Genomic DNA, 26,070 nt, shown 5'->3' on the forward strand with positions numbered 1-26,070 from the left:
CGAGCCCCGGCCGCGGCTTCGCCGCAGACCGCCCTGCGGGCCGAGCACCGCAGTCCGACTCACCTCGTGCGGAGGTACGGGCATGACCGTCACGACGTCCAACCCCTCCGGAGGCGGCAGCGCGGCCGTCCCGCCGGAAGACCTCGTCTCGCTGACGATCGACGGCATCGAGATCTCCGTCCCCAAGGGGACGCTGGTCATCCGGGCCGCCGAGCTGCTCGGCATCGAGATCCCGCGGTTCTGCGACCACCCACTCCTCGACCCGGCCGGCGCCTGCCGCCAGTGCATCGTCGAGGTCGAGGGCCAGCGCAAGCCGATGGCGTCCTGCACCATCACCTGCACCGACGGCATGGTCGTCAAGTCGCAGCTCACCTCGCCGGTCGCCGAGAAGGCCCAGCGCGGTGTGATGGAGCTGCTGCTGATCAACCACCCGCTGGACTGCCCGGTCTGCGACAAGGGCGGCGAATGCCCCCTGCAGAACCAGGCCATGCAGGTCGGCGACCCGGACACCCGCTTCGAAGGACGCAAGCGGACGTACGAGAAGCCCGTGCCGATCTCCACACAGGTGCTGCTCGACCGTGAGCGGTGCGTGCTCTGCGCCCGCTGCACCCGCTTCTCCAACCAGATCGCGGGCGACCCGATGATCGAGCTGCTCGAGCGGGGCGCGCTCCAGCAGGTCGGCACGGGTGAGGGCGACCCCTTCGAGTCGTACTTCTCCGGCAACACCATTCAGATCTGCCCGGTGGGCGCGCTGACCTCGGCGGCGTACCGGTTCCGCTCCCGCCCCTTCGACCTGGTCTCATCGCCGAGCGTGTGCGAGCACTGCGCCGGCGGCTGCGCGACCCGCACCGACCACCGGCGCGGCAAGGTCATGCGACGCCTCGCGGCGGAGGACCCCGAGGTCAACGAGGAATGGCTCTGTGACAAGGGGCGCTTCGGCTTCCGTTACGCGCAGAAGCCGGACCGGCTCACGAACCCCCTCGTACGCAATGACGAAGGCGTCCTGGAGCCGGCGAGCTGGCCCGAGGCGCTGGAGGCGGCGGCCCGCGGGCTGAGCGCGGCCCGCGGCAGGGCCGGTGTCCTCGTGGGCGGCAGGCTCACCGTCGAGGACGCCTATGCGTACGCCAAGTTCGCGCGGGTCGCCCTCGACACCAATGACGTCGACTTCCGGGCGCGCGTGCACAGCGGCGAGGAGGCCGACTTCCTGGCCGCCCGCGTCGCCGGGCGGGGCCGGGATCTGGACGGCAGCGGTATCACCTACACCTCCCTGGAGAAGGCCCCGGCCGTACTGCTGGCCGGCTTCGAGTCCGAGGAAGAGGTGCCCGGCGTCTTCCTGCGACTGCGCAAGGCGCATCGCGGGCACGGCCAGCGCACCTTCGCGCTGGCCACACACGCCACCCGGGGTCTGGAGAAGGCGGGCGGCACGCTGCTGGCCGCCGCCCCCGGCACCGAGGCCGAATGGCTGGACGCGCTGGCGGCCGGCACCGGTCTGGAGGGCGACGGGGCCGAGGCGGCCGAGGCGCTGCGCTCCGAAGGCGCGGTGATCGTGGTCGGCGAGCGGCTCGCGGCCGTGCCCGGCGGACTCACCGCCGCCGCACGGGCCGCCACCGCGACCGGTGCCCAGCTGGTGTGGATCCCGCGCAGGGCGGGTGAACGCGGCGCCATCGAGGCGGGCGCGATCCCCTCGCTGCTGCCCGGCGGCCGCCCGGCCACCGACCCGCGGGCCCGTGAGGAAACCGCGGCGGCCTGGCGCGTACGCGAACTCCCGCACCGCTACGGCCGCGACACCGGCCAGATCGTCGAGGCCGCGGCCACCGGCGAACTGGGCGCGCTGCTGGTGGCGGGCGTCGAGATCGCGGACCTGCCCGACCCGGCGCGCGCGCGGGAAGCACTCGACGCGGTCGGCTTCCTGGTCTCTCTGGAGCTGAGGCCGAGCGAGGTCACCGAGCGCGCGGACGTGGTCTTCCCGGTCGCGGCCGTCGCCGAGAAGCCGGGCACGTTCCTCAACTGGGAGGGCAGGGCCAGGCTGTTCGAGGCCTCGCTCAAGCCGGAGCAGATGACGCGCCGACTGGCGCCGAGCGACGCGAGGGTGCTGCACATGCTCGCGGACGCGCTCGACGTCAGCTTCGGCCTGCCGGATCTCAAGTCCGTACGCAGGGAGCTGGACCGGCTCGGCGGCTGGGAGGGCCCCCGGGCCACCGAACCGTCGGAGCCCGCGCAGTCCCTGCCCCGGCCGGGCGAGGGCGAGGCGGTCCTCGCGGGACACCGGCTGCTGCTCGACCAGGGTCTGCTGCAGCAGGGCGACGAGGCGCTGGCGGGCACTCGCCATGCGGCGGTCGCCCGGCTCTCCGCGGCGACCGCGGCCGAGACGGGTGTCAAGGACGGCGACGTCCTGGCGGTCAGCGGCCCGGCCGGCTCGGTCCGGCTCCCGCTCCAGGTGAGCGAGATGCCCGACCGGGTGGTGTGGCTGCCACTGAACTCGGTGGGCGGCGGCGTCACTTCGGACACCGGCGCTGTCCCCGGACAGCTTGTCCGCATCGGCCCGGCGGCCGCCGCGACCGACGCAGCGGAGGTCCAGTCATGACCGCCCTCACCGCGGTCGCGGGCCGCGGGCCGCGCACCGCGGTCGCCCGGCCCCGTACCCACGTCGTCAGGCCGGGCGCAGCCCTGGCCGTCCCCGCAACGGAGGTGCGAGCGTGACTGCCCTCGCCCATATCGCGGAAGCCCAGCGGAGCGTCCTCGCGGCCGAGGATCTCTCGATGTTCGGGCGCGATCCCTGGTGGCTCGTCGTCATCAAGGCAGTGTTCTGCTTCGCCTTCCTGATGATCACCGTGCTCTTCTCCATCGTGTGGGAGCGCAAGGTCGTCGCCTGGATGCAGCTGCGCATCGGCCCCAACCGGCACGGGCCCTGGGGCATGCTCCAGTCCCTCGCCGACGGCATCAAGCTGATGCTGAAGGAAGACGTCATCGTCAAGCGCGCGGACAAGGTCGTCTATGTCCTCGCGCCGATCGTCGCCGCGATCCCGGCCTTCATGGCGATCGCCGTGATCCCCTTCGGCCCGGCCGGCAACGAGATCTCGATCTTCGGCCACCGCACCACGATGCAACTCACCGACCTGCCGATCGCGATGCTCTACATCCTCGCGGTCGCCTCGGTCGGCATCTACGGCATCGTCCTCGCCGGCTGGTCGTCGGGCTCGACGTACCCGCTGCTCGGCGGACTCCGTTCCTGCGCGCAGATGATCTCGTACGAGATCGCCATGGGCGCGGCCTTCGCCTCCGTCTTCCTCTACTCCGGATCGATGTCGACCTCGAAGATCGTCGAGGCGCAGGCGGACCGCTGGTACATCATCCTGCTGCCGGTCTCCTTCATCATCTACATCGTCACGATGGTGGCCGAGACCAACCGCGCCCCCTTCGACATGCCGGAGTCCGAGGGCGACCTCGTCGGCGGCTTCAACACCGAGTACAGCTCGATCAAGTTCGCGATGTTCATGCTGGCCGAGTACGTCAACATGGTCACCGTCTCGGCGGTCTCGGTCACCCTCTTCCTGGGCGGCTGGCGGGCTCCGTACCCGGTCTCCGCCTTCTGGGAGGGCGCGAACCACGGCTGGTGGCCGATGCTCTGGTTCGTCATCAAGGTCCAGCTGCTGCTGTTCTTCTTCATCTGGCTGCGCGGCACACTGCCCCGGGTCCGCTACGACCAGCTGATGAAGCTCGGCTGGAAGGTCCTGATCCCGGTATCGGTGGTCTGGCTGATGCTGGTGGCGACCGTACGGGCGCTGCGGAACGAGAACTACGACTTCCAGCAGATCGTGCTGTACGTCGGCGGCGCGGTAATCGCGGTGCTGCTGCTCTCCTTCGTCGCAGACATGTTCCGCGGCAAGAAGGAGAAGGAGGCGGAGGCCGCCAAGGGCGAGCCGCCGGCCTTCGACCCGATGGCGGGCGGTTTCCCCGTACCGCCACTGCCGGGACAGACCCTGCCGCCCGTGCCCCGCCGACGGCCGCGCCATGAGCGCGAGTTGATTGTCAGTGGTGGCACCGGCAGCGACATTTCCGGGGGCGACCCCCGAACCCCCGGGGCGAGTGACGGAAAGGAGGCTGACGGTGTCTGAGGAATCCGAGGACAAGTTCCAGAATCCGGTTGCCGGCTTCGGCGTGACCTTCAAGGCCATGTTCAAGAAGCGGCTGACCGAGCAGTACCCGGAGGAGCAGAAGGTCACGGCGCCGCGCTTCCACGGCAGGCACCAGCTCAACCGCCATCCCGACGGGCTCGAGAAGTGCATCGGATGCGAGCTGTGCGCCTGGGCCTGTCCGGCGGACGCGATCTATGTGGAGGGCGCGGACAACACCGACGAGGAGCGCTACTCCCCGGGTGAGCGCTACGGCCGCGTCTACCAGATCAACTACGCCCGCTGCATCCTGTGCGGACTGTGCATCGAGGCCTGCCCGACCCGGGCGCTGACGATGACGAACGAGTTCGAACTGGCCGACAGCAGCCGCGAGAACCTCATCTATACGAAGGAGCAGCTGCTCGCCGGACTCGAGGAGGGCATGGTCGACTCCCCGCACTCGATCTTCCCGGGCACGGACGAGCAGGACTACTACCGGGGCCTGGTCACGGAGGCCGCCCCCGGCACGGTCCAGCAGGTCGCCGCCTCCAAGGAGGAGAATCACGAGGAGGTGGACGTATGAACACGCTTGCCGCCTCCACCACATCGACGGGTGAGGCCTTTCAGTTCTGGGTCCTCGGCACCATCGCCGTCGTCGGGGCGCTCGGCACGATCCTGATGAAGCGGGCCGTGCACAGCGCGCTGAGTCTCGCCGGAACCATGATCATTCTGGCGGTCTTCTACCTCGCCAACGGCGCGTACTTCCTCGGTGTCGTCCAGATCATCGTCTACACCGGCGCGATCATGATGCTCTTCCTCTTCGTCGTCATGCTGGTCGGTGTCACCGCGGCCGACTCGCTCAAGGAGACGCTGAAGGGCCAGCGCTGGTGGGCCGCCGCCTGCGGGCTCGGCTTCGGCGTACTGCTGATCGCCGGAATCGCCAATGCCTCGCTGAAGACCTTCAACGGTCTCGGCGCGGCCAACAGCGCACACGGCGGCAATGTCGAGGGACTGGCCCGGCTCATCTTCACCAAGTACGTCTTCGCCTTCGAGATCACCGGCGCGCTGCTGATCACGGCGGCCGTCGGAGCGATGGTGCTCACGCACCGGGAGCGCACCGAGCGCGCCAAGACGCAGCGCGAGATGTCCGAGGAGCGCGTACGCGGGAAGCAACTGCCGCCGCTGCCCGCGCCCGGTGTCTACGCCCGGCACAACGCCGTGGACATCCCCGGTCTGCTGCCGGACGGCACCACGTCGGCGCTCACCGTCAGCAAGACGCTGCGGGAGCGCGGCCAGATCCGCGATGTGTCGCGCGACGCGCTGAACGACCTCAAGGCGCTGGAGCAGCGCTCCGAGGAGCGGCTCGGGCGTGACCGGGAGTCGCAGGAATCGCAGCCATCGCGCAAAGGGGAGGTCACGAAGTGAATCCCGTCAACTATCTGTATCTCGCGGCGCTGTTGTTCACCATCGGCGCCGCCGGGGTGCTGATCCGGCGGAACGCGATTGTCGTCTTCATGTGCGTCGAGCTGATGCTGAACGCCTGCAACCTCGCGTTTGTCGCCTTCTCCCGGATGCACGGCAATCTCGACGGCCAGATCATCGCCTTCTTCACGATGGTCGTCGCCGCCGCGGAGGTCGTGGTCGGGCTCGCGATCATCGTGTCGCTGTTCCGTTCCCGCCACTCGGCCTCGGTCGACGACGCCAGCCTGATGAAGCTGTAAGGGGTCGCTGAATCGTGGAGAACCTGATTGCGCTGCTCGTCGCGGCGCCCTTGCTCGGAGCGGCGGTCCTGCTGTGCGGCGGGCGGCGGCTCGACCGCAGCGGCCACTGGATCGGCACGCTGTTCGCGGCCCTGTCGTTCGTGATCGGCGCGGTGCTCTTCGTCAACATGCTGGGCAAGGGCGCGGAGGAACGCACCCTGCACAGCACGCTGTTCAGCTGGATCTCGGTCGGGGACTTCCAGGCGGACGTCGCCTTCCAGCTCGACCAGCTGTCGATGACATTCGTCCTGCTGATCACCGGTGTGGGCTCGCTGATCCACATCTACTCCATCGGGTACATGGAGCACGACGAACGGCGACGCCGCTTCTTCGGCTATCTGAACCTCTTCCTCGCGGCGATGCTGCTGCTCGTCCTCGCCGACAACTACCTTCTGCTGTACGTCGGCTGGGAAGGCGTCGGTCTCGCCTCGTACCTGCTGATCGGCTTCTGGCAGCACAAGCCCAGCGCGGCGACCGCGGCGAAGAAGGCATTCCTCGTCAACCGCGTCGGCGATATGGGCCTGTCGATCGCGATCATGCTGATGTTCACCACCTTCGGGACCTTCACCTTCGGGCCGGTGCTGCAGTCGACCGGCGAGACGAGCGAGGGCAAGCTGACGGCCATCGGCCTGCTGCTGCTGCTCGCGGCATGCGGCAAGTCCGCCCAGGTGCCGCTGCAGTCCTGGCTCGGCGACGCGATGGAGGGCCCGACTCCGGTCTCGGCCCTGATCCACGCGGCGACCATGGTGACCGCCGGCGTGTACCTCATCACCCGGTCCGGCGCGATCTTCAACGCGGCGCCGGACGCCCAGTTGGCGGTCGTGGCCGTCGGCGCGGTGACGCTCCTCTTCGGTGCGATCGTCGGTTGCGCGAAGGACGACATCAAGAAGGCGCTGGCCGGTTCGACGATGTCGCAGATCGGCTACATGGTCCTGGCGGCGGGCCTCGGTCCGATCGGCTACGTCTTCGCGATCATGCACCTGGTGACGCACGGCTTCTTCAAGGCCGGGCTCTTCCTCGGCGCCGGATCGGTCATGCACGGCATGAACGACGAGGTCGACATGCGCAAGTACGGCGGCCTGCGCACCTACATGCCGATCACCTTCGTCACCTTCGGCCTCGGCTACCTGGCCATCATCGGCTTCCCGGGTCTGTCCGGCTTCTTCTCCAAGGACAAGATCATCGAGGCGGCCTTCGCCAAGGGCGGTACGGAGGGCTGGATCCTGGGCGGCGCGGCGCTGCTGGGCGCGGCCATCACCGCGTTCTACATGACGCGCGTGATGCTGATGACCTTCTTCGGCGAGAAGCGCTGGCAGCGCGACGCCGAAGGCCATGAGCCGCACCCGCACGAGTCGCCGAAGACGATGACCATCCCTATGGTCATCCTCGCCTTCGGCTCGGTCTTCGCCGGTGGGTTCTTCAGCATCGGCGAACGGTTCCTGAAGTGGCTGGAGCCGGTGACCGGGTACGACCACGGAGACTCCCCGGTCAGCGCGACGACGGTCACCCTCGCCACCATGGTGGTTCTGGTCATCGGCGTCGCCATCGCCTGGGGGATGTACGGACGCAAGCCGGTGCCGGTGCTCGCGCCGCGCGGCTCGCTGCTCACCCGGGCCGCCCGCCGCGATCTCCTCCAGGACGACTTCAACCATGTGGTCCTGGTCCGCGGCGGCGAACACCTCACCCGCTCCCTGGTCTACGTCGACCACACCCTGGTCGACGGTGTGGTCAATGGCACGGCCGCTTCGTTCGGCGGTCTTTCGGGCCGGCTGCGCAAGCTGCAGAACGGCTACGCCCGCTCCTATGCGATCTCGATGTTCGGCGGTACTGCGATCGTCATCGCCGCGACCCTGCTGATGAGGGCGGTCTGAGATGTCCTTCCCGATCCTGACGGCCACGGCGGCGATCCCGGCGATCGGCGCCATCGCCACCGCCGCCGTGCCGGCCGCGAGGCGCAACGCCGCCAAGTGGCTGGCGCTGCTCTTCTCGCTCGCCACGCTCGTACTGGCCGCGGTCGTGCTCGTACGTTTCGAGCCCGGCGGTGCCCGCTATCAGCTCACCGAATCCCATACCTGGATCAAGGACTTCGGAGTCCGGTACGAACTGGGCGTGGACGGCATCGGGGTGGCGCTCCTGGCGCTGACCGCGCTGCTGATCCCCTTTGTGATCCTGGCGGGATGGCACGACGCCGACCCCCTGGAGACAAAGAGTTCGCGCTGGCGCCCGACCCAGGGCTTCTTCGCGATGATCCTCGCCGTCGAGGCGATGGTGATCCTCTCCTTCGAGGCCACCGACGTCTTCCTCTTCTACATCCTGTTCGAAGCCATGCTCATCCCGATGTACTTCCTCATCGGCGGTTTCGGGGACGGGGCGCACGCGGGCGGCGACGAGGCCGCGGCGACCCAACGGTCGTACGCGGCCGTGAAGTTCCTGCTCTACAACCTGGTCGGCGGCCTGATCATGCTGGCCGCGGTCATCGGGCTGAATGTCGTCGCCGGGAGCTTCTCGCTCAGCGAGATCGCCGCGGCGCGGGCGAACGGCACGCTGGACATGTCGACCACCACGGAGCGGCTGCTCTTCCTCGGCTTCTTCTTCGCCTTCGCGATCAAGGCGCCGCTGTGGCCGCTGCACACCTGGCTGCCCAACGCCATGGGCGAGGCGACCGCGCCGGTCGCGGTACTGATCACCGCGGTCGTCGACAAGGTCGGCACCTTCGCGATGCTGCGCTTCTGCCTCCAGCTGTTCCCGGAGGCGTCCAAGTGGGCCACACCGGTGATCCTGGTGCTCGCGCTGATCAGCATCGTCTACGGAGCGCTGCTCGCGGTCGGCCAGCGCGATATCAAGCGGCTGGTCGCCTACGCCTCGATCTCGCACTTCGGCTTCATCATCCTGGGCATCTTCGCGATGACCACCCAGGGCCAGTCGGGCGCGACGCTCTACATGGTCAACCACGGGATCTCGACCGCCGCGCTGATGCTGGTGGCCGGCTTCCTCATCTCCCGGCGCGGCTCGCGGCTCATCGCGGACTACGGCGGGGTGCAGAAGGTCGCCCCGGTGCTCGCCGGCACCTTCCTGATCGGCGGTCTGGCGACGCTCTCCCTGCCGGGTCTCGCGCCGTTCGTGAGCGAGTTCCTGGTTCTCGTCGGCACGTTCTCGCGCTACCCGGTGGCCGGGATCGTCGCCACGATCGGCATCGTGCTCGCCGCGCTCTACACCCTCGTCCTCTACCAGCGGACGATGACGGGCCCGGTGAAGGCCGAGGTGTCGAAGATGCCGGACCTCAGGGCGCGTGAGTTGGTGGTGGTCACGCCGCTGATCGCACTGCTGCTCTTCCTCGGCGTCTTCCCGAAGCCGCTGACGGACATCGTCAACCCGGCGGTGGAGCACACGATGTCCGATGTACAGAAGAAGGACCCCCAGCCCGAGGTGGAGGCGGCCAAGTGAGCACTACAGTTGTCCACAGCCTGTGGACGACGGCGGCCGAGCCGATCGACAAGATCCCGGCCCCGAGTGTCGAGTACGCCCAACTGGCACCCGCGCTGATCGTCGTCGGCGCCGCCGTCGTGGGTGTGCTCGTGGAGGCCTTCGTCCCGCGCAAGGCCCGCTACCACGTGCAGGTGTTCCTCACCGTCCTTGCCCTGACCGCCGCTTTCGCCGCGGTCGTCGGGCTCGCGGCCGGCGGATACGGCACCACAAAGGCGCATATCGCGGCGATGGGCGCGATTGCGGTCGATGGTCCGGCCCTCTTCCTGCAGGGCACGATCCTGCTGGCGTCGCTGGTCGCCGTCTTCACCTTCGCGGAGCGTCGTCTCGACCCCGAGGCACACGGCAACCGCATCGACTCGTTCGCCGCGCAGGCCGCGTCCGTGCCCGGCAGCGACAGCGAAAAGGCCGCGGTCAAGGCCGGGTTCACCACCACCGAGGTCTTCCCGCTGGTGCTCTTCGCGATCACCGGCATGCTGGTCTTCCCCGCCGCCAACGATCTGCTGACGCTCTTCGTGGCACTGGAAGTCTTCTCGCTCCCGCTCTACCTCCTGTGCGCCGTCGCCCGCCGCAAGCGGCTGCTGTCGCAGGAGGCCGCGGTGAAGTACTTCCTGCTCGGTGCCTTCTCGTCGGCCTTCCTGCTGTTCGGTATCGCCCTGCTGTACGGGTACGCGGGCTCCGTCTCGTACGCCAGGATCGCGGACGTCGTCGACGGCAGCGTCCGCACCATCGATCCGGCGCTCGCCGACACCATGGGGAACGACGCGCTGCTGCTGATCGGCGGCGCGATGATCCTGGCGGGGCTGCTCTTCAAGGTCGGCGCGGTGCCGTTCCACATGTGGACGCCGGACGTCTACCAGGGCGCGCCGACTCCGGTCACCGGCTTCATGGCCGCGGCCACCAAGGTCGCCGCGTTCGGCGCGCTGCTGCGGCTGCTGTACGTCGTGCTGCCGGGGCTGAGCTGGGACTGGCGGCCGGTCATGTGGGCCATCGCGATCGTCACCATGCTGGGCGGCGCGATCGTCGCGATCACGCAGACCGACATCAAGCGGCTGCTCGCGTACTCCTCGATCGCGCACGCCGGCTTCATCCTCGCCGGTGTCATCGCGACGACGCCCGACGGTGTCTCGTCCGTCCTCTTCTACCTGGGCGCGTACTCCTTTGTGACGATCGGCGCGTTCGCGGTGGTCACGCTGGTGCGGGACGCGGGCGGCGAGGCGACGCATCTGTCCAAGTGGGCGGGGCTCGGGCGGCGTTCACCGCTGGTCGCCGCGGTCTTCGCGGTGTTCCTGCTCGCCTTCGCAGGCATTCCGCTGACCTCCGGCTTCACCGGAAAGTTCGCGGTCTTCAAGGCGGCGGCGGAGGGCGGCGCGGGTGTGCTGGTCGTGATCGGTGTGATCTCGTCCGCGATCGCCGCGTTCTTCTACATCCGGGTCATCGTGCTGATGTTCTTCAGCGAGCCGAAGGCGGACGGCCCCACGGTCGCCGTGCCGTCGCCGCTGACGATGACGACGATCGGGGTCGGTGTGGCGGTGACGCTGGTGCTCGGTGTGGCACCGCAGTACTTCCTGGACCTGGCGAGCCAGGCGAGCGTGTTCGTGCGGTAGCGGTCCGGGGCCCGGTCCGGCGCTCGCCGTGGTGTCTTGGTTTCAACGACGCCACGGCGAGTGCCTTTTCATGCCGCGAGGAGCGCGCCGGCTCTCGCGCAGCCGCGACAGCGGCCCGGCTCGGGGCCCGGGACTCGGCCGGGTGGCGCGGATCGGGCGGGAGGCTCGCGGTGAGGGTGCGGCGTATGGCCTCGGGAGCGGCCCCGCGCGAGCCAGGTGGTGACGGCCGGGGCGAGACGGTGTACGTCCTGCTCCGAGATCAGCAGCCGGGAGTCGTGGCTTACCGAGACGTGCGGCTCCGCGTTCCGGTGGGGCCGGGTCAGGGTGCGAGATCAAACTCGGCCCACACGGTTTTGCAGGGCGCGGGGCCCGGGGTGACGCCCCACCGGTCGGCGAAGGCGTCGACGAGGACGAGGCCGCGTCCGGACTCGTCGTCACCGGGTTGCCGGGTGACGGGGAGGCGGTCACCGCGGGTGTCGGTCACCTCGATACGGAGAGTGCCCGCGGCGGCGGTGAGGGCGAGGCGGAAGTCCCGTCCCGGGACGCGGCCGTGATGCGCGGCGTTGGCGGCGAGTTCGGCGATGACGTGCGCCGCCGACTCGAACGGGAGTCCCCAGGAGCGGAGTTGCTCCGTCGCCAGCAGACGGGCGAGACGGGCGCCTCTGCGGGTGGCGGAGAGCTGCACGCTGAACTGGCGGACGACGGTGCCGGCTTGGGTGATTTCTGGATTCACGTAACTCAGCGTGGCCGTGCGTGAGTAGCCTGAACAGTGATGACGCCGATGCGTACGGTGACTGTCAGGGGGCCGTCCAGGCCTGTACAGGCTGTCCACCGTGACATTCCGGCCGTGGGCGGCGTTGGGGACAGGCACCTGGGAGGTGGGCGCGCATGGACGTGGGCGGTGACGGTACGGGGTACGCGGACGGGGCGGACGAACCCGGCTGGGACGTCGACCCGGACGATGAGTCCAGCGCGGTCGTGGCGGCGCTGGGTCACCAGATCAGACTCTGGCGGGAGTCGGCGGGGCTGAGGCCGGCCGAATTCGGGGCGGCAATCGGGTACGGCGAGAACCTGATCTACAAGGTGGAGGCCGGGAAGCGCATCCCGAGGCCCGAGTTCCTGGAGAAGGCGGACGAAGTCCTGGGCGCGGGCGGAAAGATCGCCGCGATGAAGAAGGACATCGCGGAGGCGCGATACCCGAAGAAGGTGCGGGACCTGGCGAAACTGGAGGCGCAGGCGGTCGAGGTCGGGGCGTACGGCAACCACAACCTGCACGGCCTGCTCCAGACCGAGGAGTACGCGCGGGCGCTGATCGAGACATGGCGGCCCGCGTACTCGAAGGACGAGGTGGAGCGAATGGTGGCTGCGCGTATGGCCCGACGGCCGATCTTCGACCGGTCCCCAGCTCCCGCGCTCACATTCGTCCAAGAAGAGGTGACCCTCCGCCGCCCGATCGGAGGCAGAATGGTCCTGCGCAAGCAGCTCGAACGCCTGTTGGAGGTAGGCCAGTTGCGGAACGTCGAGATCCAGGTGATGCCGACCGACCGTGACGACCACGCCGGAATGGGCGGTCGGATCCAGGTGCTGAAGTTCAAGGACGGTTCGGCAGTGGGCCACGACGAAGGCCAGCTCACCAGCCGTCCGATCTCCGATCCGAAAGAGCTCCGGATCCTTGAGTTGCGGTATGGGATCATCCGGGCCCAGGCTCTCACCCCTCGGGAGTCTCTGGCCTTCATCGAGAAAGCGCTGGGAGACACATGAGCGACAAGTCCTCCGCTGTGGACAGCACCGGGCTGGACTGGTTCAAGAGCAGCTACAGCGACAGCAGTAACGGCAACGATTGCGTCGAGGTCGCGACCACCCCCGGCACGGTCCACGTCCGCGACTCCAAGAACACCCAGGGCCCCCGGCTCGCGTTCACCGCACCCCAGTGGGCGGCTTTCGTGACGTACACGTCCAGGCCCTGACCCGCCGGGGGACGGTGCACCGCCATCCATCAGGTCCGGGGCGCCCGGCGCCTCGGTGAGGTGCCGGGCCTTCGCGCGCGACCGACCGGCTACTCTTCGGCGGTCCTGTTTCGGCGGGGCTTGATCTGAGTGAGGTCGAGATCGACGGGGAAGGGGACGGAGACCTTCATCCGGTCGTGGAAGATCCCGGTGCTGGTGTAAGCGCCCGTGGCCGGCTCGAGCTCGAAGACATAGACCACAGCCCGGCCGTCCACGTCCTCCACCCGCCAGTAGTGGGGGATCTTGGCGCGTGCGTACTTCACCGGCTTGGTCTCGCGATCCCGAGTCACGGATTCGGTGGAGACGACCTCGATGGCCAGCACTACGGACTCTGCAGGGAACCGGGTCTGCGTCCGGTCCTTGACGACATCTCCCTGGACGACGATCACATCGGGCTCCGGCCTGTTCTGCCAGTCGACGTCGATGGTGAACTCGCGGAAGACCTCAAGGTCAGCGGGCGCGACCGACTGCAGCTGCCACTTGATGAAGTCGATCGCGCGCTCATGAAAGATCGTCTGCGGACTCACGAAGACAAGGCTCCCGTCGATCAGCTCCGTGTGCGGAGGCAGGTTCGGAAGCTGGTCCAGGTCATCGGCGGTCCAGCCACCCACGGGCGGGACCGGCCAGCCGGCCTTCGGGGCCTCGGGTTCGACGCTCATCAGTGCTCCCATGGGACGGAGTCTCGCGGGTCTGATCAGCGTATCCGGCGGGTACGGGACAAGGCCCCCACGCACGTGTGAACGAATCACGTGCCGTTGACGCGCCCTCCGTCACCATGGGCGTCCGCGACCGGAATGATCACGCCCACCCGCCTGATCTGCCGCCGCTCAGGCCGGAGTGACCGCCCGGGAGGCGTAGGCGCGGACGTCCGCGTCCGGGTCGGTGACCGCGGTGGCGAGTGCGGCGCGGGCGTCCTCGCGGGCGGAGTGCCTGAGCAGGGCCAGCACGGCCTGCTTCCGGACATCGGCGTTCGGGTCGCCGACGGCCTTGGCCAGGGCGGGCACGGCCAGTTCCGGATCCGCCGCGCCCAGAGCGGTGGCGGCTCCCGCGCGGACCTGCCAGGACGGGTCGGCCAGCGCGGTGACGGCCGCGACGGCGTACGGCGCGGGGCAGCCGGCGCCGGCGAGCGCGGCGAGTGCCGCCGCGCGGACGAGGATGTCCGGGTCCTGGACCAGGGGCTCCAGGGCCTCCGGGTCGTCCAGGCTGCGCGCCACGGCGACGCGGACCTCGCGGGCGGGGTCGGTGGTGGCGCGGGCGACGACATCGAGGGCGTCCACCGACACCAGAGCGCGTACGGCCTCGATGCGCACCTCGATGTCCGGGTCGTCGAGCGTACGGGCATAGGCGGTGGCGTCGCCCAGGCGCAGCGCGCGCAGTACATCGAGCGCGGCGGCCCGGACCTGAGGGTCGTCGTTGCCGAGCGCCTCGGTGAGACTCCGGGACAAGTCCGGCTCCGGGGGCAGGACTTCGACCAGCTCGCGCAGGGATGCCGCGGCGGCGGTACGGACGCCGGGGTCCGAGTCCGCGAGTGTCGCGGCGAGCGCCGGGCCGGTACCCGGCGGGACGGTCTCGGTGAGCGCGGCGACGGCGGCGCGGCGCACGGCAGGGTCCGGGTCGGTCAGGAAGGGACGCAGCTGGGGGAGTTCGGGCTCCTCCTCGGCGAGGCCGAGAAGCTCCAGGATCCGGGGAGAGTGGGAGGCGGCGACGGCGTCCTGCCGGACCGGGGCGCGCACGCCGGAGCCGACCGGCGCGATGTCCCGGGGGCCCGCCGTGGCGACCTGTTCCCCATGGACCTCGCCGAGGTGGCGTGATGCGCCGCCGGTGGGGGCGTACTCCTCGATGGGGACGAGGTAGGGCGCAACCGGCCGTGCCGTGAACTCCATCGTCCCGGAAGGGGATTTGCGCAGGTCCAGGTGGTGCAGCCAGTCCTCGTCGTCGCGCTGCGGATGGTCCGTACGTTCGTGGTAGAGGCCCCAGCGGGACTCCGTACGGGCGAGGGAGGAGCGGGCCGCCATCTCGGCGCAGTCGCGGATGAAGGTGACCTCGGCGCAGCGCATCAGCTCGTGCGGGGTCTCGGCACCCATCTCCGCGATCTCGCCGCGCATCCGCTCGAAGTGGTCCACGGCGAGGGAGAGCCGGGCGCCGGACTTGGGCGGGGCGACGTAGTCGTTCACGAAGCGGCGGAGTTTGTACTCGACCTGCGGCTGGGGCGGTCCTTCCGGGTTGCGGAGGGGCCGGTAGACCAGTTCGTGGGCGTCGCGCAGCTGGTCGGCGGGCAACTCGCCCTCGTACGCCCGGTACCGGGACGCGTCGGCGCCCGCCAGATCGCCGAAGACGAAGGCGCCGATCATGTAGTTGTGCGGGACGCAGGCCAGATCGCCGGCGGCGTACAGACCGGGCACGGTGGTGCGGGCGTGGTCGTCGACGCGTACGCCCGAGGCCGAGTGGCCGCCGCACAGGCCGATCTCCGAGATGTGCATCTCGACGTCGTGGGTGCGGTAGTCGTGGCCGCGGTTCGCGTGGAAGGTGCCGCGGGTGGGGCGTTCGGTGGAGTGCAGGATGCCTTCCAGCGCGCTGATGGACTCCTCGGGGAGGTGGCTGAGCTTGAGGTAGACCGGGCCGCGGTCGGAGGCGAGTTCGTTCGCGAACTCGGCCATCATCTGGCCCGACCAGTAGTCGGAGTCGACGAAGCGCTCGCCGTGCCGGTTGACCTGGTAGCCACCGAAGGGATTGGCGACGTAGGCGCAGGCCGGGCCGTTGTAGTCCTTGATCAGCGGGTTGATCTGGAAGCATTCGATGCCGGTGAGCTCGGCGCCCGCGTGGTAGGCCATGGCGTAGCCGTCACCGGCGTTGGTGGGATTCTCGTACGTGCCGTAGAGATAGCCGGAGGCGGGGAGTCCGAGACGGCCGCAGGCGCCGGTGGCGAGAATCACCGCGCCCGCTCGTACCTTCACGAACTCGCCCGTACGGGTGTTGAAGCCGGCGGCTCCGACGGCCTTTCCCCCGGCGGTGAGGACCCGTACCGGCATCACCCGGTTCTCGATCCGGATGCGCTCGCGCATCTCGCGGCGGCGCAGCTGCCGGTAGAGGACCTTCTTGACGTCCTTGCCCTCGGGCATGGGCAGTACGTACGAGCCGGAGCGGTGCACCTGGCGGACCGCGTACTCGCCGTGTTCGTCCTTCTCGAACTTCACGCCGTACGACTCGAGTCGCTGGACCATGCCGAAGCCACGGGTCGCCGTCTGACGGACGGTGGACTGGTCGACGATGCCGTCGTTGGCGCGGGTGATCTCGGCGACGTAGTCGTCGGGTTCGGCGCGGCCGGGGATCACGGCGTTGTTGACGCCGTCCATGCCCATGGCGAGGGCGCCGGAGTGGCGTACATGCGCCTTCTCCAGCAGGAGGACGTCTCTGCCGTGCTCGGCCGCGGTGAGCGCCGCCATGGTGCCGGCCGTGCCGCCGCCGATGACGAGGACGTCGCAGGTGAGCTCCTCGGCGTCGGAGAGAGCGGGAATCTGCACGGTCGTGCCTTTCAGTCGGTGGTGTTGCTGCCGAGGGATTCAAGGACCTCGCGGCGCAGCGCGACGGTGGAGGGGTCGGAGTGCGCGGCCCGCTCGCGCGGCTTCGGCACATCGAGGACGCGGCCGGTGCCGAGGAGCGCTACGCGGTCGCCGAGGAAGAGCGCCTCGTCCACGTCGTGCGTGACGAAGACGACGGTGGCGCCGGTGCCGCGCAGCACCTCGACGAGCAGCTGCTGCATCCCGGCCCGGGTCTGCGCGTCGAGCGCCCCGAAGGGCTCGTCCATCAGCACGGCCCTCGGTTCGGCGGCGAGGGCACGCGCGAGCTGGACGCGCTGCCGCTGGCCGCCGGAGATCCGGTGCGCGAGCTTGGCCCCGTGCCCGTCCAGCCCGACACGCGCCAGCCACGCCTCGGCGCGACGGCGACGCTCGGCACGCGGAACACCCTTGATCGCGAGGGGCAGTTCGACGTTGGACCGGACGGTGCGCCAGGGGAGCAGCGCATCCTCCTGGAAGACCAGAGCCCGTTCGGCGTGGGGGGCGGTGATGGGGGCGCCGTCCTGTTCGACCGTCCCGCCTCGCGCGGGAAGGAGCCCGGCGAGGGTGCGCAGCAGGGTGGACTTCCCGCAGCCGGAGGGCCCGACGACGGTCAGGATCTCCCCGGACACGATGTCGAGATCGAGCCCCTCGAGGACGGTGGCTCCGGGGCGGCCGAGGGCGACGCGGGAGAGTGTGAGGCGGGCGCCGCGGGGTGGGGTTTTCGTGGCGGGGGAGAGCGTGTGGGAGGGGGTGGTCATGGGTTACGCCTCCTTGTGCGTGCGTGCGTGCGTGCGGTGGGGGTGCGTGCGTGCGGTGCGGGTGGGGGCGCCTGCGGCGGGCCACGGGGCTCCGCCCCGGACCCCGCGCCTCAATCGCCGGCGGGGCTGACCTGTACCTGTCCGGGAAGGGGCGGGGTGGGGGAAATCCCCCGGGAGCGCCGGACCTTGGCCACCGGCTCCGCGTGTTCCGTCCGCGGGAGCCACCGCGTCACCCGGCGCCCGGCCAGCTCCACCGCCGTCGAGGTCAGCCAGCCCAGCACGCCGATCGTCGCCATGCCGACGAACACGCCCGGGTAGTCGACCACCGTGTAGTCCTGCCAGGTGCGGTAACCCACCCCGTACTCACCGGAGATCATCTCCGCCGAGATCACACAGATCCACGAGACGCCGATGCCCACCGAAAGCCCGCCGAGGATCCCGGGGAGCGCCCCCGGCAGGACCACCGAGCCCAGCACACGCCACCTGCCGCCGCCCATCGTGAGGACCGCCTCCTCCCAGACCGGGGTCAGGGCGCGCACCGCGTGGCGGGTCGAGACCATGACCGGGAAGAACGCCGCGGTGAAGGTGATGAAGACGATGCCCTGCTCATTGCTGGGGAAGAGCAGGATCGCCACCGGCACCAGGGCGATCGCCGGGATGGGCCGCAGCACTTCCAGGACCGGGCCGAGCAGGTCCGCCGCCAGGCGGGAGCGGGCGACGGCCGTGCCGATGGCCACACCCGCGACCGCCGCCAGCGCGAAGCCGGTGACGATACGGGTGAGGCTGTCGGTCAGGTCCTGCCAGTACGGGCCGCTGCCGATCCGCTCCCCGAACTCTCGCGCGACGTCCACAACCGTCGGGAACTGCTCGAAACGCAGCCACACATTCACGTCGAACGCGGTCAGCAGCTGCCACAGGCCGAGCACGGCGGCAAGCGAGAGGGCGCGCAGGGCGTACCGGGGCCATGCGGTGGTCATGACGCCGACGCCTGCTTCAGCGCATCGGCGTACGGAACGGTACGGGCATTCGGGTGCGCCGCGACATACGCGGCGGCCGTGGACGGCGCGACGAAGGGCCGCAGTGCCGTGCCGTCCGCCACCCACACCGCCTTGTCGGCGAACCAGAGCGTTCCGGTGGTGGCGTCGGGGACGTATGCCGCACGGACCGCGTCCCGATGGGCGGCGACATGACGCAGCAGCTCCGCGGGGGAGTCGAAGGACTGCGTGACGGTCTTGCCCGTCAGCCACACCTCGCTCCTCGCGGCCGCGGACGTGGCGCCGAGTGCCTTCGCGTAGCCGTCGCCGAAGGCCCGCTTCACATACTGGTCGTCGACGAACGCGTCCACATCCACGTCGCCCACCAGCTTCGCCGACTTCAGCACCGGCACGTCCTTCTTCAGGGCGTCCACCAGCCGGGGCTTGATCGTCGGGTCGAAGGTGGCGATGCCGTTGGCGCCGTTGTAGAGGTAGACCACCTCGGCCGGCAGCCCGGTCGCCTTCGCCACCGACTCCGCGGCCGTCACCGGGTGCGCGCGCAGATACTCCGTCGCGTCGGCCTGCGCCCGCAGGAAGTCCTCGAGCAGCGCGGGCCGCTTCTTCGCGAAGTCCTCGCGCGCGGTGACCCCGTGGAACGTCGGCAGGTTCAGCTCCGCCCCGTCGTACAGCGCCTTCGCCCTGCCCTGGAACGCGAGCAGCCCCGGCCACGCCACGAACTGCGAAAGCGCGTCCACGCTGCCCGCCTGCAGTGCCGAGGCACCCACCGCCGGCTGCTGGTTGAGCTTGCGGATGTCCTTCTCCGGGTCGATGTCCGACCGCTGGAGCGCCCGTACGAGCGTGCCGTCGGCCGCCGAACCGACACTTGTCGACACCTTCTTGCCGCGCAGATCCTTCAGCGATGCCGCCTTCGAATCCGGTGCCGTCACCACCGTGTTGAGGCCGCCGCGCAGGTTGTAGCCGGTGACCGAGACCAGCCGCGTCGGCCGGTTCAGCTGTTTGCCGCGAGCCGCGTTGATCAGCAGCGGGAAGTCGCCCATCGAACCGATGTCGATCTTTCCGGCGGTCATCTGGGCGGTGATCGGCGCGCCCGTGGCGTAGTCCTGCCACTTGACCTTGTAGGTGACGCCGTCACGCTTGCCGCGTGCGGCGAGCTCACGCTCGAAGTAGCCGAGCGACCGGAGCAGCGTGCCGGCCGTGACGGTGTTGATGGTCTTGGACTGGTAGCCGACGGTCACCGTGACCGTGCCGGAGCCGCCCGCGTTCGCCTCGCCGCCGCAGCCGGTGAGCGGCAACAGCAGGGTGGCGGCGAGGAGCGCAACTGGCTTGCGTGACATGGGAGTTCGTACCTCTCGGGCTTTACCGCAGCAGATAGGGCATGTTGACCGTGACCGCGTCCGTGGGACACCGGGCCGCGCACGGGCCGCAGTACCAGCACTCGTCGACGTGCATGAAGGCCTTGCCGCTGTCCGGATTGATCGCGAGGGAGTCGAGCGGGCACATGTCGACGCAGAGGGTGCAGCCGTCGATGCACTTCGACTCGTCGATGGTCACGGGGACGTCGGCGCGCTGGGGGGCCAGAGGCATGGCTGTCTCCAGGAAAGGGGTGCGGGTGAAGGGCGTACGGGCAAAGCCGTGCGGGTGAGGGTCAGACGCAGCGGTGGAGCAGCCCGCTCATGGTGATGCGGTCGCCGCGGAAGCGGATGAACTCCAGGTCCACGGGCCGTCCGTCGGAGAGATGGGTGAGTCGTTCCAGCATGAGTACGGCCGTGCCGCGCGGGGCTTCGAGTACGGCGGCGGAGTGCGCGTCGGCGTTGACGGCCTCCAGAGTGATCTCGGCCGTGCCCAGCGGCTGCCCGGTGAGCGTTTCGAGCAACCGGAACACATCGGTGTGCTCCAGGTCGCAGCCGAGCAGGCCGGTGCCGATGTCCATCGGGATGTAGGTGAGGTCGAGGGAGAGCGGCAGACCGTTCAGCCGGCGCAGCCGCTCGATGCAGAGCACGTCGGTGTGCTCCGTGAGGCCGAGCCGCCGGGCCACGGGTGCGGGCGCGGCGACCGGGCCGACCGTACGGACTTCGTTGGTGACGTCGCCGTGTTCGTGCAGGGTTTCGGCGAGGCCCTGCAGTCGGTCGAGGCCGTGCGAGTACTTCTCGGACACCACGACGGTGCCGACGCCCGGCTGCCGTTCGACCAGCCCTTCCGTACGGAGCAGATCCAGGGCCTGCCTGACCGTGTTGCGGGACACCCGGTAGTCGTCCCCGATCGCGCCTTCCAGCGGCAGTACGCCGCCGGGGAAGCCACCGGTGCGGACCTGGTGGCGCAGCAGATCGGCGAGCTGCCGCGCCTGGTCCGCGCGCAGCCGCCGCCGTCGGGCGGCGGCGACCGGCACGGTGTGATCACGGATACGTTCAGGCATGCGTCGGACCATACCGACGCTGTGCCGACGGTGGTGTTGCCAGAGTGTTGCGCCACTCAAGGCGTCGCGTCGCACCGCTCTGACCTGCATGTCTGTGGTGGTGGCGGAAAGATCTGCCACCCCGGGGGCGTCAGTCGCCGCCCCCGTCGCCGCCGCCCCCTCCGTCGCCCCCGAAGCCGCCGCTGCTGCTCGACTTCTTGTCCTGCTGTACGGCGCGGTGCACCGCGTACGGCGCCCACTCCTCCCGTACGAGAGCCCGCAGCGCCCCTCGCGCCCGCCAGGTCCTGAATCGCGGATTCAGCACCCCGGCAAGACCGATCGCCAAGGTGAAGGCGGCGAGCAGCCGGCCGCGGCGGTCCGGGAAGCCGGCCGACACCGACGCGGCGTAGCGCCCCCGCACCGGCGCCGACCAGTCCTCGGCCGCCGCCGGGTAGCGGTGGTACGGGATGAGACCCAGGAGGCGGCGGGTCTCCACCCGCAGCGCACCACGTCCCACCAATTGGTGCACGCACAGCTCCTCGACCTCACGCCCGGTGCGCCTGACCCAGGGCCGGGCGCGTATGCCGTCGCCGAACCGGCTCCTGCCCGGGGCCGGGAGGCTCGCCAGGATCTGCGCCGACAGCCGGTCCTGCGGCGGCAGTGGGTTGACCACCGTCACCCGGCCGTGTGCCTCGGCGACCCTGCCCTGGAGCTCGAGCTCGGCCAGGGCGGCGCCGGCCAGCCCGTACTGCAGATAGCGCCGCCCGCAGTGCCGGCGGCCCGTCACCGGGTCGAGGGCAAGCAGCAACAACTCCTCGGGCAGGGTGAGTTCGGTCATTGCCCGATGCTCGGTACGATCCGGCCGGTCACTTCGCCCAGGCCCACCCGTACGCCGTCCGGGCCCGGCGCCCAGGCGGTCATGGTCACCACATCGCCGTCCTCCAGGAAGGTCCGCTTGCCCTCCGGCAGTTCGAGCGCGTCCCGGCCGTTCCACGTGAGCTCGAGCAGCGAGCCGCGCTGGTGGACCTCGGGGCCGCTGACGGTGCCGGAGCCGAAGAGGTCTCCCGTACGGAGCGAGGCGCCGTTGACCGTCATATGGGCCAGTTGCTGGGCGGCCGTCCAGTACATGGTGGCGAACGGCGGCTCGGCGACCACATGGCCGTTGATCGCCACCGTGATGCGCAGGTCGAAGCCGCCCGGCTCCTCCTCGGCGGAGTCGTCGAGATAGGGGAGCAGGTCGAAGTCCCTGACGGGCGCGGGGGCCCTGGCCGCGTCCAGGGCCTCGAGCGGCGTCACCCAGGCGGATACGGACGTGGCGAAGGACTTTCCGAGGAACGGGCCGAGCGGGACGTACTCCCAGGCCTGGATGTCGCGCGCCGACCAGTCGTTGAGGAGCGAGAGCCCGAACACATGGTCGCGGAAGTCGGCGAGTGCGACCGGCCTGCCCGGCTCGGAGGGGGTGCCGACGAGGAAGCCGACCTCGGCCTCGATGTCGAGCTTCACGGACGGGCCGAAGAGCGGCGCGGCGTCGGCGGGGGTCTTGCGCTGGCCACGGGGGCGTATCACGTCCGTGCCGGAGACGACGACCGTGCCGGAGCGGCCGTGGTAACCGATCGGCAGATGCTTCCAGTTGGGGGTCAGTGCCTCCCCGTCCGGCCGGAAGATCTTGCCGACGTTGGTGGCGTGGTGCTCGCTCGCGTAGAAGTCGACATAGTCCGCGACGTCGTACGGGAGGTGCAGCGTGACCGAGCCGAGCGGGTGGAGCAGCGGTTCGATGTCCGGCCGGTGGGCGGGCACCGTGACCCAGGCGGTGAGCGCGCGGCGTACGTCGCGCCAGGCGGTGCGGCCCGCGGCGAGCAGCGGATTGAGGCTCGGCTGCGCCAGCAGGGCGGCGTAGGGGGAGCCGAGGGCGTGCGCCGCCGCTCCCGCGTCGAGTACCTGGTCGCCGATGCGGACGCCGAGCCGGCGGCGGTCGGGCTCGTCGGCGGTGGTGAAGACGCCGTACGGGAGGTTGTGCGGGCCGAAGGGATCGCCCTCGGCCAGATCGAGCGGGCTCTGCTCGGGCATCGGTGCTTGCCTCGCTTTCCACGGGTGTGAGTGACACGTTACGTGGACGTTGCCCCGCGGCGGCAGGCCGCACGTCCGACCGGGTCAGCCCGCCATGCGCGGGATGCGTTTCTCCCAGGTGCGGTGGAAGACGATCTCGCGGCCGTCCTTGCACACCACCTCGTTCGAGGTGATGAAGTCGGCCGCGTCGCAGGTGATTTCCGAGCGCGTCTCGATCCGGACGTCCCAGGCGAGCTCCGGCCGGTGCAGCCGGGTCGTCCAGTCGGAGCGGGTGTGCGCGGAGAGCGGGTCGTTCTCCTGGATCGTGTACGTCTCCAGGGCGTCCTCGGTGAACTCCAGGCCGTCCGGATGGACGCGGGTGCCGCCGGGGCGCGGGTCGACCTCCAGGCGCCATTCGCCCTTCGCCACGTCCCGGATCACCAGGCGCTCCGGGCGCTGCTCGTCCAAGGTCACGGGGACGCTGACGCCGAGCGGCTCGGACTGTTCGGGTTCCCCGAAGGTGATCTTGTCCGCCGTGTTCTCGCCTCTCTCGTGTACGGGCAGTTCGAGGCGGGAGCCCGCCGGGTCGAGCGTGAAGCCGGCCGAGGTGGTCTGCGGCCAGATCCAGGGCCAGTAGGAGGAGGAGACGGCGAGCCGGATGCGGTGGCCCGGCGGGAAGGTGTGGCCGATGGCGTTGAGCTCGAAGGCGACGTCCTCCGTCCCGCCGGGCGGCCAGGCGTCGGAGCGATCGCGGCCGTGGCGGGCGGAGAGGTTGAGTACGCCCCGGGTCACCAGGGCGGACGAGCCGTCCGGGGCGATGTCGCAGAGCCGGGCGATCGCCTGGCCGTGGGGCACGTCAAGGCGCAGCCGCAGGATCACCCGGGGGCGGCCGAGGATCTCGATCGGGTCGCCGGTGACCGGGAACTCGAAGCAGGCCGAGCAGGCGTCCTCGTCGCGCTGGTCGGGCGGCAGGTCGGCGTCGTTCCCGGAGGGCAGGAAGCGGCCGGCGTCCAGGCCGGTGTGGAGCGGCGAGTCGACGATCACCGGCGCGCCCCGGAGCGCGTACGGGACGGTGGCGATGTGCGGCGAGGGCCAAGCGGCGAGACCCACCCAGCGGCCCGGCAGCTCGGTGTACGTCGTCGCGGGCGGATGCGACTCGCTGATCCATGAGCGCAGCGGGGGCTCGGCCATGACGTCGTTCTCGAGACCCTTGAGGTGGTGGTCCCACCAGCGCAGGGTCTCCTGAAGGAAGCCGATCGCGGGTCCGGGAGGACGCCCCCGGTCCGGGTACTGGTGCGACCACGGGCCGATCAGCCCACGTACACGATCGGGCGGAAGATGCTCCACCAGCCGCAGCACCGTGTCCCGGTACGGGTCGTGCCAGCCGCCCACGGCCAGTACCGCCGCGTCGATCGCCGAGTAGTCCTCGCGGACGCCGCCGTGCTTCCAGTAGTCGTCGCGGATCTGGTGGGCGAGCCAGGTGTGGATGCGCGGGACGACGCCTTCCAGCCGCTTCAGCCACATCTCGCGCCACTCGTCGCCGACGAAGAGGGGGTCGGGCGGGCGCGCGGCGAAGGCGAGCAGGGTGGCGGACCAGGCGTGCATACCGGCGGCGAGCACCGAACCGCCCATGTAGTGCATGTCGTTGTCGTACGGGTCGTCGGCCGCGCAGACCGTGACGACCGCCTTCAGCGGCTCGGGTGCGAGTGCCGCGATCCGGAGCGCGCTGCAGCCGCCCCAGGCGATCCCGAACATGCCGACCCGGCCGGTGCACCACGGCTGCCGGGCCAGCCAGTTGACGACGGCGACCCCGTCGGCGGGCCCGGCCGTGTCGTACGCGTCGCCCGGCATGCCCTCGCTGTTGCCGTGTCCGCGGATGTCGACCCGTACGGAGGCGTAGCCGTGGCCCGCGTACCAGGGATGACGCTGGTGGTCGCGCGGCGCGGTCACGTCGCTGAGCCGGTGCGGCAGATACTCGAGGAGGGCAGGTACGGGCTCGTCGGTGAGCGGCCGCCAGACACGCGCATACAGCCTCGTCCCGTCCGGGAGCGGGATCCGGACGTCCTCGTGGCCGGTGTCGTACGGGAACTCGGTACGGATGCGCATGACAGGACCTCGGTTCAGGACAAAAGGCCCACTCATAGGTGTATGAGCTGATCACGAACATACCGGGGGAGGCGGGAAGGCGCCCACGGTGATCGAAAGGCGACCGGATACGCTGACTTGAGTGAATCCAGCGACACATCGACAATCCGTGTGATCGTCAGCAGACAGGAGATCCCCTCGTGACCGTCGTCGGGCCGTTCGGGCTGAGCGTGCGGGACCAGGCTCTTGAGGCCGATGTCCAGACCGGATTGGCGGCTGTCGAGGCGGGACTCCTCGATGCCACCAAGAGCGAGGTGCCCTTCATCACGGAGGCCGCACGGCATCTTGTACGCGCCGGGGGCAAGCGCTTCCGGCCGCTGCTGGTGATGCTCGCCGCCCAGTTCGGTGATCCGCACGCGCCGGGTGTCGTGCCCTCGGCCGTGGTCGTCGAGCTGACCCATCTCGCGACGCTGTACCACGACGATGTGATGGACGAGGCCGAGGTCCGGCGCGGAGTGGACAGCGCCAACGTGCGCTGGGGGAACTCCGTCGCCGTGCTGACCGGCGACTTCCTGTTCGCGAGGGCCTCGCACATACTGGCCGATCTGGGTCCGGAGGCCGTACGCATCCAGGCGGAGGCCTTCGAGCGCCTGGTCACCGGTCAGATCCTGGAGACCGCGGGGCCGCGCGACGGCCGCGACCCGGCCGAGCACTACCTCGATGTCATCGGGGGCAAGACGGGCTCGCTGATCGCGGTCTCGGGGCGGTTCGGCGCGATGATGTCGGGCGCCGACGAGGGCGTCGTGGACATCCTCACCCAGTACGGGGAGCGGCTCGGTGTGGCCTTCCAGCTCGCCGACGACGTACTCGACATCGCCAGCGACTCGCACGAGTCGGGCAAGACGCCCGGCACGGATCTGCGCGAGGGCATCCCGACCCTGCCCGTGCTGCATCTGCGCGCGCAGGCAGCCGCGCACGAACGGCCCGAGGACCTGGAGCTCGTCGCGCTGCTCGACGGGGATCTGACGGACGACGACCGCCATGCCGAGGCGCTGCGGCTGCTGCGCGCGCATCCGGCGCTCGAGCAGGCCAGGCGGGACACCGTGCGGTACGCGGAAGAGGCGCGGGCGATGCTCGCCCCGCTGCCCGACTGCTACGCCAAGGCCGCTCTGGAAGAGCTCTGCGACGCGGTGGTCCACCGCGCGGGCTGACCGCACACGGGCCGGCTCCGCGCGCTGACGGCCGGGATCACGGCCGGCCGGCGGGACC

At 70.1% G+C, this 26,070-nt stretch carries 22 protein-coding genes; 11 read left to right on the top strand and 11 right to left on the bottom strand.

From position 1 onward, the window contains the following. Positions 1 to 82 precede the first annotated feature (82 nt). The 8 genes from ACWDZ6_RS11940 to nuoN all read left to right on the top strand — a co-directional run bounded on the left by ACWDZ6_RS11940 (position 83) and on the right by nuoN (position 10,962). Positions 83 to 2,584: an NADH-quinone oxidoreductase subunit G gene (locus tag ACWDZ6_RS11940; RefSeq protein WP_451502758.1), complete on the top strand. Its 2,502-nt coding sequence runs from the start codon at positions 83 to 85 to the stop codon at positions 2,582 to 2,584. 112 nt (positions 2,585 to 2,696) lie between these two features. Continuing rightward, positions 2,697 to 4,115: an NADH-quinone oxidoreductase subunit NuoH gene (gene nuoH, locus ACWDZ6_RS11945; RefSeq protein ID WP_389173978.1), complete on the top strand. Its 1,419-nt coding sequence runs from the start codon at positions 2,697 to 2,699 to the stop codon at positions 4,113 to 4,115. Beyond that, on the top strand, positions 4,108 to 4,695 hold the full coding sequence (gene nuoI, locus ACWDZ6_RS11950; RefSeq protein ID WP_451502759.1) for an NADH-quinone oxidoreductase subunit NuoI: 588 nt from the start codon (positions 4,108 to 4,110) through the stop codon (positions 4,693 to 4,695). The genes nuoH and nuoI overlap by 8 nt, the downstream gene beginning before the upstream one ends. Beyond that, positions 4,692 to 5,537 carry an NADH-quinone oxidoreductase subunit J gene (locus tag ACWDZ6_RS11955; protein ID WP_451502760.1) on the top strand — a complete coding sequence of 282 codons (846 nt, stop codon included), beginning with the start codon at positions 4,692 to 4,694 and terminating at the stop codon, positions 5,535 to 5,537. The genes nuoI and ACWDZ6_RS11955 overlap by 4 nt, the downstream gene beginning before the upstream one ends. Continuing rightward, positions 5,534 to 5,833: an NADH-quinone oxidoreductase subunit NuoK gene (gene nuoK, locus ACWDZ6_RS11960; RefSeq protein WP_069927518.1), complete on the top strand. Its 300-nt coding sequence runs from the start codon at positions 5,534 to 5,536 to the stop codon at positions 5,831 to 5,833. Before ACWDZ6_RS11955 ends, nuoK begins: the two co-directional genes overlap by 4 nt. A gap of 14 nt (positions 5,834 to 5,847) precedes the next feature. Beyond that, a complete protein-coding gene (gene nuoL, locus ACWDZ6_RS11965; protein WP_451502761.1) occupies positions 5,848 to 7,743 on the top strand; it encodes an NADH-quinone oxidoreductase subunit L in 1,896 nt (631 codons plus the stop codon). Between the two features lies 1 nt (position 7,744). After that, positions 7,745 to 9,316, top strand: coding sequence for an NADH-quinone oxidoreductase subunit M (locus ACWDZ6_RS11970; protein WP_366731042.1), 1,572 nt, complete (start codon positions 7,745 to 7,747; stop codon positions 9,314 to 9,316). Beyond that, positions 9,313 to 10,962, top strand: coding sequence for an NADH-quinone oxidoreductase subunit NuoN (gene nuoN, locus ACWDZ6_RS11975; protein WP_451502762.1), 1,650 nt, complete (start codon positions 9,313 to 9,315; stop codon positions 10,960 to 10,962). The genes ACWDZ6_RS11970 and nuoN overlap by 4 nt, the downstream gene beginning before the upstream one ends. A gap of 319 nt (positions 10,963 to 11,281) precedes the next feature. Here the strand turns inward: nuoN and ACWDZ6_RS11980 are convergent, their stop codons facing one another. Next, positions 11,282 to 11,695, bottom strand: a complete 414-nt coding sequence (locus tag ACWDZ6_RS11980) for an ATP-binding protein (RefSeq protein ID WP_451502763.1) — start codon at positions 11,693 to 11,695, stop codon at positions 11,282 to 11,284. Between the two features lie 155 nt (positions 11,696 to 11,850). Here ACWDZ6_RS11980 and ACWDZ6_RS11985 point away from each other — a divergent pair, with 155 nt between their 5' ends. Beyond that, entirely contained in the window at positions 11,851 to 12,723 is an 873-nt protein-coding gene (locus ACWDZ6_RS11985) for a helix-turn-helix domain-containing protein (protein WP_451502764.1), read from the top strand. After that, entirely contained in the window at positions 12,720 to 12,929 is a 210-nt protein-coding gene (locus ACWDZ6_RS11990; RefSeq protein WP_451502765.1) for a DUF397 domain-containing protein, read from the top strand. Before ACWDZ6_RS11985 ends, ACWDZ6_RS11990 begins: the two co-directional genes overlap by 4 nt. An 89-nt stretch (positions 12,930 to 13,018) precedes the next feature. On the opposite strand, the gene ACWDZ6_RS11995 is transcribed toward ACWDZ6_RS11990, so the two are convergent. From ACWDZ6_RS11995 to ACWDZ6_RS12040, 10 genes are all read right to left on the bottom strand, one after another. Next, positions 13,019 to 13,627: a Uma2 family endonuclease gene (locus ACWDZ6_RS11995; protein ID WP_451502766.1), complete on the bottom strand. Its 609-nt coding sequence runs from the start codon at positions 13,625 to 13,627 to the stop codon at positions 13,019 to 13,021. Positions 13,628 to 13,795: 168 nt separating this feature from the next. Next, on the bottom strand, positions 13,796 to 16,489 hold the full coding sequence (locus ACWDZ6_RS12000; RefSeq protein ID WP_451502767.1) for a fumarate reductase/succinate dehydrogenase flavoprotein subunit: 2,694 nt from the start codon (positions 16,487 to 16,489) through the stop codon (positions 13,796 to 13,798). Between the two features lie 11 nt (positions 16,490 to 16,500). Then, positions 16,501 to 17,283, bottom strand: a complete 783-nt coding sequence (locus tag ACWDZ6_RS12005) for an ABC transporter ATP-binding protein (RefSeq protein ID WP_451502768.1) — start codon at positions 17,281 to 17,283, stop codon at positions 16,501 to 16,503. A gap of 110 nt (positions 17,284 to 17,393) precedes the next feature. After that, positions 17,394 to 18,260 carry an ABC transporter permease gene (locus ACWDZ6_RS12010; protein WP_451502769.1) on the bottom strand — a complete coding sequence of 289 codons (867 nt, stop codon included), beginning with the start codon at positions 18,258 to 18,260 and terminating at the stop codon, positions 17,394 to 17,396. After that, positions 18,257 to 19,612, bottom strand: coding sequence for an ABC transporter substrate-binding protein (locus ACWDZ6_RS12015; RefSeq protein ID WP_451502770.1), 1,356 nt, complete (start codon positions 19,610 to 19,612; stop codon positions 18,257 to 18,259). Before ACWDZ6_RS12015 ends, ACWDZ6_RS12010 begins: the two co-directional genes overlap by 4 nt. 22 nt (positions 19,613 to 19,634) lie before the next feature. Further along, on the bottom strand, positions 19,635 to 19,862 hold the full coding sequence (locus ACWDZ6_RS12020; RefSeq protein WP_266533934.1) for a 4Fe-4S dicluster domain-containing protein: 228 nt from the start codon (positions 19,860 to 19,862) through the stop codon (positions 19,635 to 19,637). Between the two features lie 61 nt (positions 19,863 to 19,923). Continuing rightward, the gene (locus ACWDZ6_RS12025; protein ID WP_451502771.1) at positions 19,924 to 20,703 is read right to left on the bottom strand and encodes a GntR family transcriptional regulator; all 780 of its coding nucleotides are present in this window, start codon (positions 20,701 to 20,703) and stop codon (positions 19,924 to 19,926) included. A 118-nt stretch (positions 20,704 to 20,821) separates the two neighbouring features. After that, entirely contained in the window at positions 20,822 to 21,508 is a 687-nt protein-coding gene (locus ACWDZ6_RS12030) for a GOLPH3/VPS74 family protein (protein WP_451502772.1), read from the bottom strand. Continuing rightward, entirely contained in the window at positions 21,505 to 22,737 is a 1,233-nt protein-coding gene (fahA, locus tag ACWDZ6_RS12035; protein WP_451502773.1) for a fumarylacetoacetase, read from the bottom strand. Before fahA ends, ACWDZ6_RS12030 begins: the two co-directional genes overlap by 4 nt. Before the next feature lie 84 nt (positions 22,738 to 22,821). Beyond that, positions 22,822 to 24,822, bottom strand: a complete 2,001-nt coding sequence (locus ACWDZ6_RS12040) for a CocE/NonD family hydrolase (RefSeq protein ID WP_451502774.1) — start codon at positions 24,820 to 24,822, stop codon at positions 22,822 to 22,824. Between the two features lie 179 nt (positions 24,823 to 25,001). On the opposite strand from ACWDZ6_RS12040, the gene ACWDZ6_RS12045 reads away from it, so the two are divergent. Further along, on the top strand, positions 25,002 to 26,012 hold the full coding sequence (locus tag ACWDZ6_RS12045; protein ID WP_451502775.1) for a polyprenyl synthetase family protein: 1,011 nt from the start codon (positions 25,002 to 25,004) through the stop codon (positions 26,010 to 26,012). Positions 26,013 to 26,070 lie beyond the last annotated feature (58 nt).

The sequence above is a fragment of the Streptomyces sp. NPDC002926 genome, assembly GCF_053591755.1.

Excerpts from the sequence above, each read along its gene's own strand:
- ACWDZ6_RS11970 (WP_366731042.1), top strand. The coding sequence starts at position 7,745 with ATGTCCTTCCCGATCCTGACGGCCACGGCGGCGATCCCGGCGATCGGC.
- ACWDZ6_RS11940 (WP_451502758.1), top strand. The coding sequence starts at position 83 with ATGACCGTCACGACGTCCAACCCCTCCGGAGGCGGCAGCGCGGCCGTC.
- ACWDZ6_RS12015 (WP_451502770.1), bottom strand. The coding sequence starts at position 19,612 with ATGTCACGCAAGCCAGTTGCGCTCCTCGCCGCCACCCTGCTGTTGCCG.
- fahA (WP_451502773.1), bottom strand. The coding sequence starts at position 22,737 with ATGCCCGAGCAGAGCCCGCTCGATCTGGCCGAGGGCGATCCCTTCGGC.
- ACWDZ6_RS11985 (WP_451502764.1), top strand. The coding sequence starts at position 11,851 with ATGGACGTGGGCGGTGACGGTACGGGGTACGCGGACGGGGCGGACGAA.
- ACWDZ6_RS11990 (WP_451502765.1), top strand. The coding sequence starts at position 12,720 with ATGAGCGACAAGTCCTCCGCTGTGGACAGCACCGGGCTGGACTGGTTC.
- ACWDZ6_RS12020 (WP_266533934.1), bottom strand. The coding sequence starts at position 19,862 with ATGCCTCTGGCCCCCCAGCGCGCCGACGTCCCCGTGACCATCGACGAG.
- ACWDZ6_RS11955 (WP_451502760.1), top strand. The coding sequence starts at position 4,692 with ATGAACACGCTTGCCGCCTCCACCACATCGACGGGTGAGGCCTTTCAG.
- ACWDZ6_RS12005 (WP_451502768.1), bottom strand. The coding sequence starts at position 17,283 with ATGACCACCCCCTCCCACACGCTCTCCCCCGCCACGAAAACCCCACCC.
- ACWDZ6_RS12030 (WP_451502772.1), bottom strand. The coding sequence starts at position 21,508 with ATGACCGAACTCACCCTGCCCGAGGAGTTGTTGCTGCTTGCCCTCGAC.
- ACWDZ6_RS11995 (WP_451502766.1), bottom strand. The coding sequence starts at position 13,627 with ATGAGCGTCGAACCCGAGGCCCCGAAGGCCGGCTGGCCGGTCCCGCCC.
- ACWDZ6_RS12025 (WP_451502771.1), bottom strand. The coding sequence starts at position 20,703 with ATGGTCCGACGCATGCCTGAACGTATCCGTGATCACACCGTGCCGGTC.
- ACWDZ6_RS12010 (WP_451502769.1), bottom strand. The coding sequence starts at position 18,260 with ATGACCACCGCATGGCCCCGGTACGCCCTGCGCGCCCTCTCGCTTGCC.
- ACWDZ6_RS12040 (WP_451502774.1), bottom strand. The coding sequence starts at position 24,822 with ATGCGCATCCGTACCGAGTTCCCGTACGACACCGGCCACGAGGACGTC.